Source organism: Reinekea sp. G2M2-21, from assembly GCF_015687175.1.
In the GTDB taxonomy this organism is placed as follows: domain Bacteria; phylum Pseudomonadota; class Gammaproteobacteria; order Pseudomonadales; family Natronospirillaceae; genus Reinekea.
On record NZ_JADPQG010000001.1, the window covers coordinates 1115522 to 1132638 of the forward strand.

The window sequence follows — 17117 nt, forward strand, 5'->3', positions numbered from 1 at the left end:
TTACTTATCAGGGTGAAAATTCTAACCCGATCAGTTTGGTCGAATCGCAACGCGGATTAACGCAACGAACAGCCCCAGAAAACCTGCCAGAACGGTTGCCGCAATAGCAATGAGTTTACGGTTTGGTTTTTCAGCATCTGCCGGAATGTACGCGCGCGTGTTATCGCTGACAAAGGAAATGGAGGCTTGGTCTATCTCGAATTTATCGATAGCACCCAGTTGGCCTTTTACACTTTCTGCGCTGAGTGTCTGTGCCAAACCCTCTTGATCGTAGCTAACAATAATGCTGCCTAACTTGGGTTCCGCTTGTTCAATATAGGCGAGTTCTGCGGTTAAAACGCGGGTGCCCTTTAAATATAAATCGTCACTGCTGCCGGTCCATTGCGCGGAATCGTTAATATTTAACGATTTGGCTATCGCCAGCGCTTTGGTGAATTCAGCAATTTGCGCGGCTTTTGCCGCCAGCGCGGCATCTTTCAGCTGCACCAACTGATTGGCAAGCTGTTGTTTTTGAATGGCTCTGGCACCGTTGATGTCATTGATGTAGTCGCGGGTCGTTTTTTCAGTGGCCAGTTTAAGCAGGCCATTCAACAATGTTTGGCCTTCCTGAGGGTTGGCGGTCAATAAGCTGTATGAAATCTGGTCTATTTCTGAGGTGGTATCTTTCAATTCAGGTAAAAAATCAAACTCGGCAGGTGCGATTCGAATATTGGCAGCCACATTACGGATTTGGGTAAACTGTTCTGCTTCGGTTAAAGGCGCGCCATCGTTGCCGGTCAGTAGGTTGTTTTCCGTCAGTACCTTTTCAATCAGATCGCGGGACTTCAGGTTTTTAAGGAAGTCAGACAATATTTTTTGGCGATCAAGTTCGATATAGGGTTGCCCTAAAAGAGGAGCCAACTCTGCATTGGAGGGTTTGTCGAACATTGCTTCAACGCGGTATTGTTTAGGAATGAGTAACGCAATACAAACGCCAACAACAGCGCCTAAAAGAGTAAAAATGGCGATAAGCTTCCACTGTACTAGCAGGTTGCGTATTAATTGCCCTAAATCAATTTCGTCGTTGTCCATTGGGCGGAAATGAGCCAGATCCGTTGTCGTTCCAGTATTCTGCATGTTCATAAATTCTGTAATGTCAGTTAATTGATTAATCGGCCAAGTTTACCACGGCGAGTAAGTGACTTATATATGTTCGTTTGTCGGCCTAATAGCAATGCGTATTAAAGCCAAAAAAATCGCCAAAAAGCCAGCGAGAACAGTACCAGCCACGGCGATGAGCTTTTTATTGGGTTTTATGGGGCTTCGTGGTGCTATAGGTTCAAGCGTGATATTTTTGAACGTCGTTTCAGGGAACGTTTCGGGTACTGTCTGTAAAGCGGATAATTTTTGGTTTAACTCATCGAAACGATCAATGTAAATCGTGTCATTCTCGCGGATTTTTAACGCGGCTATTTCAGGGTCATTCTTCAGGTTTTGAATATCTTGCTTAATCTGGTCGTAGCTACTGATAAAGGGTGTATCGTCTTTTCGGGATCTTAACCGTTGAATTTCAGCCGATAGAATCCTGGAACCTTGGAAATAAAGTGGGCTAGCCTTTGTTGTTTCACCTAGTTCATTGGTGATTTGGCTGGGTTGCCTATTAGGTCGCAAATCATCCCAGGTGACGGGTTCTACAATATTTAATGACTTTGCTGTCGCTAATGCTTCTTCCAGTGCAATGATGCGATTTTCTCTTGTTTCTTTGGCATTGGTAAGCAAAGTGGTGAGTTGCTGTTCTAATTGTGCAATTTTTAAGTCGTTTGCTTCCTCCATGCGCTGGATTTTAGCTTTTCGGGCAGTCTCAGCTGCAGAAGTTAGGTTTTCTAAATCCAGTTTTAATTGCTTGATTTGCTGTGATTTTGCCTTTACTACCGTTAATTCAAATTCTTGCAAAGCACGGGTGTTGGCCGTATCAAGCAGTTGATTCATGAAGTTCGTTATTTCTGTGGGATACTGTGATTCTGCTGATATTTTAATGTCTCGCAGTGGTGCCAACTCATCTTTAGACGTTTGATTGTATTCATGGTCAAGTCGCTCAATTTTCAATGATTTTTGAAAATCTAAAAAACTGACTTCCAGGTTAAATTCTGGAGTATTTTCGCTTAATTTAGCGGGCAATGAGCTCATTTTGTAGGCGGTTTTTTGAACTTCAGAATTGGAGAGTTGAACGAGCAAGTTACTAAAGGTAATCCCTGGGCTTACAGGAATGAGGTTTTGTTCGGTCGCACTGCCAAGTTGCTGCTGAGTCGGTAATGAAATGATGCTATTGACTTGATATATTTTAGGCAAGCTTAGCGCGACAAATACACTTGCTATAGCGCCAACAGCCGTAACACTTGATATGAGTTTCCATTCATTAATTAGATTGCGTATGAGTTGCCCTAAATCTATTTCGTCATTGGGAGCCGGTCTTAAATGAGCGAGGTCCTGTTGTGAATTCTGCATCACCGAGTGATTCATCCTTAGGTATTCTCTTGTGTAATTCGGGAAAAGTTTGATATCTAACAATACTAGCGTAAAAGGTGCCCTACACAACATGCCAATTTTCAATTAAAGCTGTATTATTGGCACCCATTATTTCAACCTGCTCGTTAATTGTACATAAAGGAACGAAAATGGATCTTACCTGCTTTAAAGCCTATGACATCCGTGGTGAGCTGGGCACCGAGCTGAATACAGACATCGCCTACCGGATTGGCCGCGCTTTTGCCGCGTTCTTAAAGCCTAAGAAAGTCGTTGTGGGCTGGGATGTTCGTGAAACCTCCCCAGAATTAAAAGATGCCTTCGCAAAGGGTGTGCTGGATTTTGGCGCAGATGTGGTTGATTTGGGCTTATGTGGTACGGAAGAAGTCTATTTTGGCACCAAGTTCCTGAATGCCGATGGTGGATGTATGGTCACCGCCAGTCACAACCCAATTAATTACAACGGTATGAAAATGGTTCGCGATGAAGCTAAGCCAATTTCAGCCGATACTGGTTTGGCCGATATCCGTAAAATGGCCGAAACTGAGAGTTATGGTGAAAAGGCTGCGGTTCCAGGTACGTTAACCCAAATCGATAACCGCGCGGCCTATGTAGAGCATCTGATGACTTACATTGAAGTAGCGGGCCTGAAGCCCATGAAAGTCGTGGTTAATGCGGGCAATGGGGCGGCCGGGCCAACGCTGGACGCTATTGAGGCTGCCTTGAAGGCAAAAGGGGCGCCGATCGAGTTTATTAAGCTGAACCACGAGCCCGATGCAACCTTCCCGAACGGTATTCCGAATCCGTTACTGCACGAGCAGCAGCCTGTCACCGGCAAAGCGGTAAAAGAGAACGGGGCTGATATCGGTATTGCATGGGATGGTGATTTCGACCGCTGCTTTCTGTGGGATGAAGATGCTAACTTCATTGAAGGTTACTATATTGTTGGTCTGTTGGCTGAAGCCTTTTTGGTCCAGAAGCCTGGCGCTAAAATTGTTTACGACCCGCGTTTAACCTGGAATACGGTTGAAATTGTGGAAGCTTCCGGTGGGGTGCCGATTCAGTCTGTTTCTGGTCATGCATTCATTAAAGAACGCATGCGCAAAGAAGACGCAGTTTACGGCGGTGAAATGAGTGCCCACCATTATTTTAAGGACTTCGCCTACGCCGACAGCGGTATGATCCCATGGCTGTTAGTGATCGATTTGTTGAGCCGTAAGCAAACCTCGTTGAAAGCGCTAGTTGAAGAGCGTATGGCAAAGTTCCCAAGCCCAGGTGAAATTAACAGTAAGGTCGCCGACGCTGATGAAGCCATGGCACGGGTATATGAAGCTTACAAGGCCGACGCAATTAATGAAGACCGTACCGATGGTCTTTCATTGGAGTTTGCAGAGTGGCGCTTTAATTTGCGTAAGTCGAATACAGAACCTGTTATTCGCTTAAATGTTGAGACTCGCGCGAACAAAGAGTTGATGGAAGAGAAAACCCAGGATTTGCTGGCGTTGATTCGCCAGTAAGCTTGTATCGGTTGTGATGAAAAAGCAGGGTCTTACGATCCTGCTTTTTTTGTATGTGATCTGCTAAAGTGCTTGGCAGTCGGTAATCCCCCAAAATTGATTTTTTATGTGGTTTGAGAGATGAAACTAAACGAAATCTGGCATTCGGCGATTGTGTCACGACGGTTGTCGAAACTTGATACGAGCACTCTGCATTCACTTACTGCCAAAGAACTACCTGTAGTCGTTTCATTTACGTCAATACCATCCCGGTTTCACTTAAATCATTTGACCGTAAGAAGTATCTTATCTGGATCGGTATTGCCGGAAAAAATTGTATTGTGGTTACACGAGTCTCATGAAGGCAAACTTCCGAATAGCCTGACGTCTTTGGTTGGTCCGCGGTTCAGTATTCAGTTTGTTCCTCAGGACAGTCCACATCTGAAACTGGTTAGAAGCCTTCAAGCGTTCCCTGACAAAGTTGTGGTGACCTGTGATGATGACCTGTTATATGAGTCTGCTTGGTTACGGTCCCTTTATGATGATCATCTTAAGTACCCCAATGAAATTATTGCTCATGAATGTCGATCCATTGTTTATGACGATAAAGGGCGTGTTTTACCTTATAGCTATTGGTATCGCGAAACTTTACCTGGCGCATCTTATGACGCCTTAATGCCACTGGGTTTTGGAGGTGTTTTATACCCGCAAAATTGCTTTCATAGCGATGTTTGCGATGAAAGCCGATACCTGCAATTAACCCCGAAAGCGGATGATTTGTGGTTTAAAATGATGTCTTTTTTACACGGTACCCGTTCCCGTGTAGCGTCCAAGCCGTGTACGACGCCGACTAAGATATTGAACTCTCAGGCCGTTAATTTGCGGGATGCCAATATTGGCCAAGATGGAAATAGACGACAATGGGATGTTTTGGCCGAATTCTATGGTATTCAACCCTTTACGGCTTTTTCTGTGGATGAACAAAGCGAATCCGATAGTCACCAAAGCAGCGAGGTACCGATTGATGCTGTTATTACCTGGGTGGACGGTGAAGACCCAAAACATGCTGAAAAGCTCAAAAACTATCTGATCGAGCAGGATATGGAGCGACCTGCGTCTGCGCCCGCAACTCGTTACAATGACCGAGGCGAAATCAGCTTTTGCGTGGCTTCAATTTTAAAACATGCGCCCTGGATCAGGACAATATTTATCGTGACTGACCAGCAAACGCCCCATTTGATGCAGTGGATCGAGCGAACTCCATTTTCTGAACGGGTTAAACTAATTGATCATATGGATGTGTTCCAAGGGCATGATCAGCATTTGCCGACCTTTAATACGCGCTCCATTAGTGCGGCTTTGTGGCGCATTCCCGGTTTGGCGGAGCACTTTCTCTATTTAAACGATGATTTCTTTTTTATAAAAAAAACGAAACCAACGGATTTTTTCGTGGAGGACAAAGTCGTGCTGCGCGGAGGTTGGAGTCGTTGGGCATCACTGGAAAATTGGGTGAAAAAACGGAAGTCTAATTGGCAAGCCGTGCTAGCGAAAAGCAAGCAGTCCTCTCGTCCGGGGTTCAAACAAGCACAGCGTTTGTCAGCTAATTTAGCGGGTTTTTCGAATCGTTGGTTTAAACTGGAGCACAACCCGCACCCAATTCGTAAATCTCGCTTACGACATTTCGCTGAAGATAATGCTGAATTGTTTGACCGGCAACTGAGTCACCGTTTTCGCTCCGAAGAGCAGTATCTTTTGGAAAGCCTGTCTGCGCATTTAGAGCTGGCAGCAGGTAATGCTATTATCGACAATTCGCTCCATGCGTTTCAACTGACGCCAGAAAAATATCGACGTAAACAAATTAAATGGAAGTTAAAAGCGGCTAAAAAAGATAAGGCTGCCGCGTTTGCTTGCATACAGAATATCGACAAAACAACCGCGCGCTCAGAAGAGCTTATTTTTACCTGGTTAAAGAATCAGATAGGAACATTGGTCGCTAGGAATAAAACCTAATTGCATAATGGCTGTTACCAAGGTGGGCTCGAGCCTCTCCTTGATAAATATTGATAAATTAAGCTTGAGTGTCCAACCTGGCATACAAAAAGATCATCGCCTTGAGCGCATCCTCACAATGCGTTGCACTGAGCCCTTCGGTGTCCATAATCCAACGACGTTGTTCGTCTAAATCTAAGCTGTCGATGTTCTCATAAAGGTCATATTCGCTGATCAGATCGTAATCACATTCGCGGCCATAAGCGTCAAACATCAAATCCAGGCAGTATTGGGCTAAAACCGGATCCTGACAGTAGAGTTCACCGCTTTCAAAGTCGAGATCCCATTCTTTAAGGATATCGAGGACCGATTCACCTTTGTCCAATAAATCTTGTAAAGGCGGGGCATCCGGGTTGTAGCTGCCCATTTCAAAGTCGATCAGCCAGTCTTCTTCAGGGCGGACCAGGATAGACTTGTATTGTCCATCCGGTAGCGACCAAGCAATGGCGTACGGATAGCCGGTTTCGACGTCGGTGACTTCAAAGGTGATAAAGGTTGGTATGGTCATAGTGTGTCGCAAAGGTTAATTCGCGGGTATTTTCGCACAGTTTTTTTGTGGCGGCGAATATCCGGTCAGGTCGTTACACTTATGGTATCTTTTGCCAAAATCACAAAGGGGAGCACTATGTCAGACGAACAGGAACGCATTGCGCGTGATTTTTATGCGCGGGACCCAGAAGAGCAGGCGGCATTTCTGGAGAATACCTGGTGTAATCATTGCCAGCAGGTTGATTTGGGTATGACAGAACCTGTTGAATATGAGTTCTTGGGCCGGATTTTCGTGGAAGGCAAATGCGCTGTTTGTGGTGAACCTTCGATCACCGAAGTGGTTGAAGATGAAGAAGACGATGCATGACACCATTAAACATCGTTTATGAAGATGACAGTCTATTGGTAGTTGATAAGCCCGCTGGGCTGTTGATGCATCCCTCGTGGCTCGATAAGCGCGAAACCGACACATTGGCAGGTCGTGTAAAGGAATATCTGAGTATCAGTGGTGATAATGTTAAGGTGCATACCGTACATCGCTTAGATCGGCCGACGTCGGGTTTGGTGGTCATCAGTAAGGACGCGATTGTGGCTCGAACACTGTCAGAGCAGTTTGTAAGTGGGGATGTTAAGAAAACTTACTGGGCGATATGCCGTGGGTTCGCGCCAGAACAGGGCCTCATAGATTATCCGCTCATTGAGGAGCACGACAAAATAGCCGATAAATTCGCAGCATCTGATAAGCCTGCGCAGGAAGCACGGACTCAGTTTCACCGCTTGGGCATTGCCGAGCTATCCTTACCTGTCAGTAAATACAACAAAATGCGCCTATCATGGCTGGAGTGCCAGCCGTTCACTGGGCGTAAGCATCAGATTCGCCGGCACTTAAAACACATTCGCCACCCCATTATTGGCGATACTCGACATGGCTGCCGACACCATAACAAAGAATGTGCAGCAGAGCTGGGCATCACATCGTTAGCCTTAAGGGCGGTAAAACTGGAATTTACCCATCCGGTTACCGATTTTCCTTTGAAGCTTGAGGCACCTTTGGATGAGCGTTGGCAGGCGTGGTTTGAGACCCTGGGCTGGGTTCGGGAATGCTAATAAAGTAGAAAAATAGAAGAAGCGAATGGACAATAAACCGTTAGATTTAAAGTTGGTACTGCGCTCGTTGTTCCCCCATTTGTGGGCGTTCAAAGGTCGCGTATTGATCGCCTTGTTCTTTCTGGTGTGTGCGAAAATAGTCTGGGTGGCGATGCCCTGGGCGATGAAACATATTGTCGATTCGCTGGACAGCGGCTTGCATCAGGCCATCGCTGTGCCATTCATGTTTTTATTTGCTTATGGCTTTTTCAGATTTGGCTCGGTGGCATTCTCAGAGATTCGGGATGCGATTTTTTCTCGGGTGACGGAACGGGCCATGCGGTTGGCATCTTTGCAAGTGTTTGAACATTTACACAAAATGGATTTGGAATTCCACCTGAGTCGACAGACTGGCGGAATCAGTCGAGATATTGATCGCGGTACAAATGGTATACATTTTTTGCTCCGTTTCATGGTGTTTAATATTTTCCCGACCTTATTGGAACTGGTCATGGTGGCGTCCATTTTGGTGGTCGCGTTTAACATCTGGTTTGCGTTGATAACTCTTTTTGCGGTTATCACCTTCATTACGTTCACTGTCATCACTACAGAATGGCGCAACCGGTTTGTGCGCGAAGCCAATACACTCGATAGTAAATCCAATACCCGTGCAATCGATTCATTGTTGAATTATGAAACGGTTAAGTATTTCGGCAACGAAGCTTGGGAAGCGGAACAGTTCGATGAAAATCTCGCAAGTTGGGAGTCAGCACGGTTAAAAAACCGTATGTCGTTGCTGGCACTGAATACGGGGCAAGCCGCCATTATCGCCATGGCGTTAACTAGTATGATGATTATGGCTTCGTTTGACGTCGTTGCCGGTGAGATTACGCTGGGTGATTTGGTCATGATCAATGCCTATACCATACAGATTTTCTTACCTTTGAATTTTCTTGGTTTTGTGTATCGCGAAATACGCCGCGCCTTAACGGATATCGAAAACCTGTTTTCGTTACTCACGAAAACGCCCAAAATTGAAGATGAAGTCGATGCTTCAGAATTGCTTGTGACACAGGGTTTCGTTGAGTTCGATGAGGTTAGTTTTGGGTATCACGCTGACCGGAGTATTTTAAAGAACGTCTCGTTTTCCATTCAGCCCGGTGAAAAAGTAGCCCTGGTCGGCGGTAGCGGAGCAGGGAAGTCAACATTGGGGCGGTTACTATTTCGCTTCTACGATGTGGATCAGGGTGATGTGCGTATAGACGGCCAGTCGATACGCAAAGTCACGCAGCAATCATTGCGAAAGGCCATTGGGGTTGTTCCGCAAGATACGGTGCTGTTTAACGACACTATATTTAACAATGTGCGTTATGGCCGGCCATCGGCGAGTGACGAAGAGGTATGGCAAGCGATAGAGCTCGCTCATTTGGCGTCTTTTATTCAGTCGCTGCCAGATAAGGAGCATACCCTGGTGGGCGAACGCGGTCTCAAGGTATCCGGTGGCGAAAAGCAACGCATCGCCATAGCCCGAGTGTTGCTGAAAAACCCACCGATTTTACTGTTTGATGAGGCGACGTCTGCCCTGGACAGCCACTCTGAACACGCCATTCTGCAAGCGATGAATGAAGTGTCTGAAAGCCGAACGACGATTGTCATTGCGCATCGATTATCGACGGTTATTGATGCCGACCAGATCATAGTGGTGAACGACGGCCAGATCGTAGAGCAGGGCACTTTTAGTGGATTGTTGGCGAACGACGGGCATTTTGCGGCCATGTGGCGCCGGCAACAATCCGACTTGCGGGAGCAATAAACCTCCTGACGCATTGCTTTCGGATAGCGGAAATCCCCGTTGTTAGCTTAAGTCGCCTGGATTTTCGGTGATCAACGGCTGTCAAGTCGTTCTTTTTTAACCAGTCGACCCTCTGATTCTCGCGCTCATTAATTTCCTTAGGCTGCTCAGGCCCCTGACTTCGGCAGTTCACGCCGGCTGTTCACGAAATATTCCACTGCGCTATGTTCTATATTTAGCGGTACCGGTTGAGTGAATACCCTCAATTCGGCATTCTCGTACCAAGGCACTATGGTTCCCGGACTCAATCGGAGTAAGGTTAACAACATGACAACTCAAACAATAAAAACCAGTCATACCGGTTCATTGCTCATTATTCAGCTGGATCGACCCGCTGCGTTAAATGCGCTGAATCTCGATATGCTGAAGCAATTAAAGACGATTCTGGTCGACGCCTTCGCCGACGACCAAGTGAATTCTATTTGGTTGGAAAGCAGCACTGAAAAAGCATTTTGTGCCGGTGGCGACGTAAAAGCGCTGGTGCAGGATATTGATCAACACGCGTTGGCGATCGAACGATCGGCGATTGGTAAAACCTACTTTTCGCTCGAATATGGTATAGATCTGCTCATTGAACAAAGCCCAAAACCCATTGTCGTGTATGCCCAAGGCATCACCTTTGGCGGCGGTTGGGGGCTGTTCGCAGGGGCGAATTTGCGGCTGGCCGGTCCAGGGGCCCGTTTTTCGATGCCGGAAATACAGATCGGATTTTACCCAGACGTTGGCGCGGCCAACTTCTTACAGAAAACGGATTGGAAAATCGGCACCTTTGTGGGGTTGTCGGGTGTGGTGCTCAGCGCAAAAGAGGCTATGGCGTTGGATTATGTCGATAGTTTGGTGACAACGGACTATACCGACACGTTGAAACAGCAGCTTGTGGAAGGTATTGATGTTATTGAACTGGATATCGATTCGGCGGAACCCGGTATAGACGATATTCACGGTCATTGGCACGAAGCCATGGCGTTGCTGCCCGATGACGCGGCACTGAATGACTGGATTAACATAGCCGAACAACATCCCGAGTTTGAACCGTTTATGCGGGCTGAACAGAATTGGCAAACGGGTTCTCCCTGGTCTGTTGCATTTACTTGGCATTATTTTCAGCGGTTGCGGCATGCCAGTCGCGCAAAAGCCCTGGAATTGGACACCAAAGTCGGTGCATTTTTTTGTACCCATGATGATTTTTATGAAGGTGTTCACGCCAAGCTTATCGATAAAAACCGTTCACCGAACTGGCTGTATCCACATGTGGAGTCGGTGCCATTGGACGACATTCTAAAAGCGATTGACTGAAAAGAGAGTGATATGGAATTAACTTCAAAACACATTGTGGTGACCGGAGCAGCTCGCGGCCTCGGATACGCTATTGCGGAGTTCCTGCTGCGCAAGGGGGCGTTGGTTTCGGTTGTTGATATTGATGAAAATGCAGTGCGTGACGCTGAACAAAAATTGCTGCCACTGGGTCAGGTAAAAGGGTACGTTTGCAATGTTGCCAGCGAATCCTCCGTTGAGTCTCTGTTCGATCAGTTAAAACAGGATTACAAAGAGCTCGATGGCATCGTGAATAACGCAGGCATTTTGCGTGACGGTTTGTTGATCAAAGAAAAAGATGGGCAACAAAGCAAGATGTCGTTGGCGCAATGGCAGTCCGTTATCGATGTAAATTTAACCGGTGTCTTTCTGTGCGGGCGTGAAGCGGCCAGTTGGATGGTGGCCGACAAAAATCCTGGCGTTATTGTTAATATCAGCTCTATTTCGCGGGCTGGCAATATCGGTCAAACCAATTACGCAGCAGCGAAAGCTGGTGTGACAGCCATGACCGTGACTTGGGCGAAAGAGCTCGCTCGCTATGGTATTCGCGTAGCCGACATTGCACCCGGATTTATCGAAACCGAAATGACGGCAAGCATGAAAGAGGAAGCCAAAGCACGGGCGACCAGCTTGGTGCCCCTAAAACGCTGGGGTCAACCGAATAACATCGCACAGGCGGTCACCTTTATTTTAGAAAACGATTATTTTTCAGGACGTACGCTGGAAGTTGATGCAGCGCTACGTTTGTAGACAAAACAAGAAGAGAGACGCAAATGACAGACGTAGTGATAGTCGCCGCCAAACGAACACCGATGGGTGGTTTTCAAGGTGCATTGAGTAGCGTAACAGCCACCGATTTAGGCGCCAACGCAATTGCAGCCAGTATCGCCGCTGGTGGTATTAAACCGAGTGATATCGAAGAAGTCTACATGGGCTGTGTGTTGCCCGCCGGGCTCAAGCAGGCACCGGCGAGGCAGGCTGCCTTAGGTGCTCAGTTGCCAGAATCGGTTCCCTGTACCACGGTGAACAAAGTATGCGGCTCTGGCATGAAAGCCGTCATGATGGCCGCGAGTCAAATCAAGGCAGGGGAAATTTCTGCAGCTGTCGCGGGCGGTATGGAGTCAATGTCGAATGCCCCTTACCTGATGGATAAGGCTCGTGGCGGTTACCGAATGGGTCACCAGTCCGTTTACGATCATATGTTTCTGGATGGCCTGGAAGATGCCTACGATGGCAATGCCATGGGAGTGCACGCACAACGCACAGCGAACGAACGAGACATCAGCCGTGAACAGATGGACGACTATGCGTTGGAAAGCTTAAGACGGGCTAATGAGGCAATCGCCAACGGCTATTTTACTCAAGAAATTAGTCCGGTGACCGTAGCATCACGACGTGGTGATTTTGTCGTCGATGTCGACGAACAACCTGGTTTGGCCAAACCGGATAAGATTCCGCAGCTGCGCCCGGCGTTTGCGAAAGACGGTACTATTACCGCCGCAAATGCGAGCTCTATTAGTGACGGTGCCGCCGCTCTGGTCGTCATGAGTCGCGAAAAAGCCGATCAGTTAGGCCTGACCGTTTTGGCCACTATCAGAAGTTACGCGTCGCATGCGTCCACACCCAGTGAGTTTACCTGCGCACCCATTGGTGCCATGCGCAAGGCGCTGGCAAGCGCAGAATGGCAAACCAATGAAATTGAGTTGGCAGAAATCAACGAAGCTTTCGCAATGGTGACCATGATGGGGATGAACGATCTGGGCTTCCAACATGGCATCACAAACATCAGTGGTGGTGCGTGCGCGTTGGGTCATCCACTAGGGTGTTCCGGTGCCCGGATTATCGTGACATTGCTGCACAACATGATTCGCTTGGACAAGAAAAAGGGGTTAGCGGCGTTGTGCATCGGTGGTGGTGAAGGTACCGCGATCTGTATCGAACGGGCGTAATTGATTCGTTTAACGGTTTAAAGTCATTAGCGCATGCGTATTGAGCAGGTGTCGAGGAAAATACGAACGGCACTTGCTTAAGCTTGTTTAGCTTGGAAATTGGCATATCGAGAGCACCTGTAACCTGGTTCAAATGTAAGATCCTCTCTGCGAGGAACCAATCCGGCCCAAAGATTAGGATTCGGTTCTTAACCAAAGGATTTCTTGGAGGGTTTTTCTTTCCAAGGGGAGATCCCCTTGATCCGGCCTTCACCAGAGGTGAAGTCGTTAAAATCGAATCGAAGCCCATTTGGGCTTCGCTTTTAATCGATTTTAACCCCCCTTTTTCGCCCGCTTTGGTTTTCAGCCCTGCCTGCCACTTTCTTCGAACGGTCGCTTGAGCGTACATCCTTGCACGCGCGGCGCTTTCAAGGGCATCCATGACCTTGAATCCGTTGCGACGTGTCCGTCATGTCAGCCAAAGCAGATGCGACGATTCAGTTATTTACGCTAACACCGCTGAAATCGAATTTTGCGATTCGTTTTTAAAATCGAAAATACAACGAGTGGTGCTGTTTTTTCTCGACTTTCAAACGACCACAAAAAAGCAATTTGTGTGTTGTTCAAGCATGAATGCTTGCACAAGTGGGCTGGAAATGGCGTCCCGACGTTTCGGTGAACGTCATGAACGATCTGTTGAAAACGATATTGAGAAGTGTGATCAGTCGTTTGCGGCGGCGGTTGAGATTGCTAAGCCACTTAAGTTGAATGAATCGATCTCAGCAGCGTTAAACTCAGCAACGATTTTTGCAAGGTTGTTCTCTATACTGCACCATTCCATACCATCCTTATTTCGACGGAACTTAAATGACAGCCCTTTCTGTTTCAACCGACCCAGCCAAACTCGATATTGATTTCATTTACCAATTCTTAAGCACTGAAGCTCGCTGGTGTTTGGGGATTCCACGCACAGTGGTTGAAAAAGCTCTTAACAACAGTCTTTGTTTTGGGGTCTACGATGACAATGTTCAGGTTGGTTTTGCCCGGGTGGTAACAGACTATGCCACCTTTGGGAATCTGGTGGACGTATTCGTAATCCCAGATCGGCGCGGGCAGGGTATTGCTCGAATGTTGCTCGACGCCGTGGTGACGCACCCGGATTTATTCGGTTTGCGTCGGTTTACGCTGGCAACATCCGATAAGCATGAGTTGTATCGGAAGTTCGGCTTTACCGAACTCGGGCGCCCGGAGATCTTTATGGAGATTTTCAGATCGGATGTTTACAAAGATTCCTGAAACGTTTTTGAGTAATGACCATTAAGTTTGTCGTTAGAAGAAGTGCACTAGGTTCCGGGCGAGTTCTGCCGGTGAAAGTCTGCTACCTGTGCAAATAAACCGGGCGCCTGCGTAGCAGAGACGCCCAAGTCAGATGATCAGAACGTTACCACGGTTAAATCATTCTGGATGTGGATACGGCTCGGTTGCAGATTAAACAGATAGGGTTGAAAGTGGCCTTCGGTACGTGCGAAATAGAGACGAATAGGTTGTTGTTTTAATCGTTGCGATGCAATTAATGCAACCAACCCAAATTCCGTTTCGTGATAACCATTCTTCCACAAATGCTGTTTCGCACCGCCGTTGGCACTCATCCAAACGCCGCCGTATTTTTTATCGACAAAATTGTTCAACCACATCTGATAAACGTCAGGTAAATACCGACTGTAGTCTGGATTGTCCAATGCCAGTGTTGCTGTCGCTTGGGTTAATTCAGCAAATTCCCACCAGCTGCTGCTGTTACTTTGAATCTGATTGCCCCATTGACTGTAACCTTGAGGATGCTCACGAAAGCGGATCGCTTGTTGAATAATTTTTTCGATGCCGTCGGTACCGATTCGCTGGTAACGCTCGTCGTCCAACAACTGTCCGGCGATGTAAATCATCCAATAGGTTTTCACACTGTGGCCGAAATCGTTGTGGCGCTCACCAGGGTCATTAAATTCGCCGTTGACGAGTTGCCCGGCAAAGCGGTTACGGTCCTCGATATGAAATTTATCCAACATCGCCTCGACGATAAAACGGATATCCGCTGCCCATTCTTTTTGCATGGCATCCGGCAGGTGGGGAAACACCAATAGCATGTAGGCGTTGAGTTGATCCAATTGCGCGACCAATTCTTGATTCTTGGCATCGCCGGGCATCTGATCTTCCAGCGTCCAAGCCAACATGGTTTTTTCTTTATTTACGTATTGTGTCACGATGTGATTTTTTAGTAGTTCTATTTTGTCGAGCAGTGCCGCGTCACCGGTTAAGTAAAATGCCATGGCTAAACCGACTTGCGCATAGGCCAAGTCTTGCGATGTTCTTTGTGCCGGACGGTATACCGCCTTACCTTCGCGGAGGATGGTAGCCACAGAGCCGGTATCTTCAAAACGAGACAGTAATTCGGTTAACCCTTTTTGCATGGCCGCATAGGCCTGTTTGTTTCCCGTCACATTGAACAGCACACCATAGGCATAAACTTGCCGGGATAACATGCGGGTATAGTTATTCGGTAAACCTTCGGCAATCCAGGGAGCGCGCAACTCGCGACAAAGGTCGGTGATATCCGGCAACTCTCCATCGTTACAGCGTGAGCTGCTGAATTCCAATGCCGTGTCTGTTCCCCAGAATTTCCACAGATCTTGGTTGGCATAATCGAGCCACACGGACTCCTCTGGCAGGTCTGCAATCGCTTGTTCGGTCGGGTAGTCTTCAAGGGTTGTAATGCCAGATTTCACCGGTTTCAGAAACGCCAGTGCGTTGTTGTCTTTCTGAGTGTCATCAATACGCTGGAAAATGAATTCGCCAAAAGTGGTTCGTCTGATTTGCATATAAGGGGAGCCGTCGGTTCGCGCTATGGTTTGCGAATCGTCGGTAAAGCGGAATGTCTGTGCTGTCAGATCATCGTCGTCTTGAGAAAGGTTGTCTAATTTGACTTGAATGGCCGACGAAGATGTCGTCACGATCTGAATATCAATAATGTCGCCATCGACACTGGCTTGCCAATGTCCCTGTGACCATTGGGCGGCCAATGCCGGCAAAGTGGGTAGCCAAAACAACAATATAAGCAGGGCTCTGTTCATGGTGCGTTCCTTCAAATAATGGTTATTAACTCAAGACTATCAAAGAGGCGTTGATTTGAAGTGGCGGAATCTGATCAAGGTCTAGTCTGAGCCAGTCAACCGTGAAAGATCGAATAGTTGATGTAAATCAATTAAATACAAATGATAATTATTTGCATTTAGGTTGAGTAATCCTTAAAATCGCCAATCATTATTCATTGAAGAGGTTTGTCAGAGTGAGATTACGTTCCCTGTCTCGAGTTATTTTGGGTGTTGCTGCAACAGGTGTATTTGCACTGCAAATGGCCAATGCTGAGGTCAATGTTTATTCGTCTCGCCAGGAAGCGCTAATCAAGCCCTTGCTGGATAAATTTACCGAGCAAACCGGTACCAAGGTTAATCTGATCACCGGTGGTGACGACGCGTTGATTACCCGACTGGAAACTGAAGGGTCAAAATCACCGGCGGATTTGTTGATTACCGCGGACGCTGGTCGTTTACATCGCGCAAAAGAAGCCGGTGTATTGCAGGTGCTCAACAGCGCTGTCGTGAATGAACGAGTGCCACAGAATATGCGTGACACCGACGGCTATTGGGCTGGGTTGACCATGCGTGCACGACCGATTTTTTATGTGAAAGGGCAGGTTGATCCTGCGAACTTGTCGACCTATGAAGCTTTGACGGATTCAGCGTTTGCCGGTCGAATCTGCATCCGGTCTTCAAGCAACATCTATAACCAATCTTTAATCGCGTCTATGATTGAAGCAGAAGGTGAAGCCAAGGCTGAAGCGTTTGCCAAGGGCTTGGTAGCAAACCTTGCTCGACCACCAGCCGGTGGGGATACCGACCAGCTTAAGGCTGCAGCTGCTGGTTTGTGTGATATTGCCATTGCCAATACATATTACTTTGGGCGTCTTACGAATTCAGAAAAAGCGGCTGATCGCGAAGTGGCCGAAAAGCTGGCTGTGTTTTGGCCAAACCAAAACGATCGTGGCACGCATGTCAATGTCAGCGGCGTGGGTCTGACCGCAGCGTCCAAAAACGTTGGTGATGCCACTGCATTGATCGAATTTATGCTCATGGAGGAATCGCAAACCTGGTATTCCGAAGTCAACAATGAATACCCGGTTGTGGAAACGGTTAAGCCGTCTGAAACACTTGCTAGCTGGGGTGCATTCAAAGCAGATGCATTGAACCTCACAGTTTTAGGTGAGAATAACCGCAAGGCCGTTGAGTTGATGGACCGCGCTGGCTGGAAGTGATATTAATTACCTCTGAATAAAACACCCTGCGGGGTGTT

At 47.4% G+C, this 17117-nt stretch carries 14 protein-coding genes; 10 read left to right on the forward strand and 4 right to left on the reverse strand.

Going from position 1 to position 17117, the window contains the following annotated elements; genetic code table 11:
• Window positions 1–30: 30 nt before the first annotated feature.
• Together IYN85_RS05130 and IYN85_RS05135 are read right to left on the reverse strand one after the other, a co-directional pair.
• A complete protein-coding gene (locus IYN85_RS05130; RefSeq protein ID WP_196157752.1) occupies window positions 31–1116 on the reverse strand; it encodes a Wzz/FepE/Etk N-terminal domain-containing protein in 1086 nt (361 codons plus the stop codon).
• 66 nt (window positions 1117–1182) lie between these two features.
• The gene (locus IYN85_RS05135) at window positions 1183–2484 is read right to left on the reverse strand and encodes a Wzz/FepE/Etk N-terminal domain-containing protein (RefSeq protein ID WP_230390596.1); all 1302 of its coding nucleotides are present in this window, start codon (window positions 2482–2484) and stop codon (window positions 1183–1185) included.
• Between the two features lie 170 nt (window positions 2485–2654).
• Here IYN85_RS05135 and IYN85_RS05140 point away from each other — a divergent pair, with 170 nt between their 5' ends.
• Both IYN85_RS05140 and IYN85_RS05145 read left to right on the forward strand, forming a co-directional pair.
• Window positions 2655–4019 carry a phosphomannomutase CpsG gene (locus tag IYN85_RS05140; RefSeq protein WP_196157754.1) on the forward strand — a complete coding sequence of 455 codons (1365 nt, stop codon included), beginning with the start codon at window positions 2655–2657 and terminating at the stop codon, window positions 4017–4019.
• 300 nt (window positions 4020–4319) lie between these two features.
• On the forward strand, window positions 4320–6008 hold the full coding sequence (locus IYN85_RS05145) for a stealth family protein (RefSeq protein ID WP_196157755.1): 1689 nt from the start codon (window positions 4320–4322) through the stop codon (window positions 6006–6008).
• Between the two features lie 58 nt (window positions 6009–6066).
• Here the strand turns inward: IYN85_RS05145 and IYN85_RS05150 are convergent, their stop codons facing one another.
• Window positions 6067–6555: a hypothetical protein gene (locus IYN85_RS05150; RefSeq protein WP_196157756.1), complete on the reverse strand. Its 489-nt coding sequence runs from the start codon at window positions 6553–6555 to the stop codon at window positions 6067–6069.
• A gap of 117 nt (window positions 6556–6672) precedes the next feature.
• Here IYN85_RS05150 and IYN85_RS05155 point away from each other — a divergent pair, with 117 nt between their 5' ends.
• The 7 genes from IYN85_RS05155 to IYN85_RS05185 all read left to right on the forward strand — a co-directional run bounded on the left by IYN85_RS05155 (window position 6673) and on the right by IYN85_RS05185 (window position 14012).
• A complete protein-coding gene (locus IYN85_RS05155) occupies window positions 6673–6903 on the forward strand; it encodes a hypothetical protein (protein WP_196157757.1) in 231 nt (76 codons plus the stop codon).
• The gene (locus tag IYN85_RS05160; protein ID WP_196157758.1) at window positions 6900–7643 is read left to right on the forward strand and encodes a pseudouridine synthase; all 744 of its coding nucleotides are present in this window, start codon (window positions 6900–6902) and stop codon (window positions 7641–7643) included. The genes IYN85_RS05155 and IYN85_RS05160 overlap by 4 nt, the downstream gene beginning before the upstream one ends.
• A gap of 25 nt (window positions 7644–7668) precedes the next feature.
• Entirely contained in the window at window positions 7669–9435 is a 1767-nt protein-coding gene (locus tag IYN85_RS05165) for an ABC transporter ATP-binding protein/permease (RefSeq protein WP_196157759.1), read from the forward strand.
• 306 nt (window positions 9436–9741) lie between these two features.
• On the forward strand, window positions 9742–10770 hold the full coding sequence (locus IYN85_RS05170) for an enoyl-CoA hydratase/isomerase family protein (RefSeq protein WP_196157760.1): 1029 nt from the start codon (window positions 9742–9744) through the stop codon (window positions 10768–10770).
• A gap of 12 nt (window positions 10771–10782) precedes the next feature.
• The gene (locus IYN85_RS05175; protein WP_196157761.1) at window positions 10783–11538 is read left to right on the forward strand and encodes an SDR family oxidoreductase; all 756 of its coding nucleotides are present in this window, start codon (window positions 10783–10785) and stop codon (window positions 11536–11538) included.
• Window positions 11539–11561: 23 nt separating this feature from the next.
• Window positions 11562–12737 carry a thiolase family protein gene (locus IYN85_RS05180; protein WP_196157762.1) on the forward strand — a complete coding sequence of 392 codons (1176 nt, stop codon included), beginning with the start codon at window positions 11562–11564 and terminating at the stop codon, window positions 12735–12737.
• Between the two features lie 846 nt (window positions 12738–13583).
• Window positions 13584–14012 carry a GNAT family N-acetyltransferase gene (locus IYN85_RS05185; RefSeq protein ID WP_196157763.1) on the forward strand — a complete coding sequence of 143 codons (429 nt, stop codon included), beginning with the start codon at window positions 13584–13586 and terminating at the stop codon, window positions 14010–14012.
• A 137-nt stretch (window positions 14013–14149) separates the two neighbouring features.
• Here the strand turns inward: IYN85_RS05185 and IYN85_RS05190 are convergent, their stop codons facing one another.
• Window positions 14150–15838, reverse strand: a complete 1689-nt coding sequence (locus IYN85_RS05190) for a hypothetical protein (RefSeq protein ID WP_196157764.1) — start codon at window positions 15836–15838, stop codon at window positions 14150–14152.
• Between the two features lie 215 nt (window positions 15839–16053).
• Here IYN85_RS05190 and IYN85_RS05195 point away from each other — a divergent pair, with 215 nt between their 5' ends.
• On the forward strand, window positions 16054–17079 hold the full coding sequence (locus tag IYN85_RS05195; RefSeq protein WP_370592158.1) for a Fe(3+) ABC transporter substrate-binding protein: 1026 nt from the start codon (window positions 16054–16056) through the stop codon (window positions 17077–17079).
• Window positions 17080–17117: the final 38 nt, after the last annotated feature.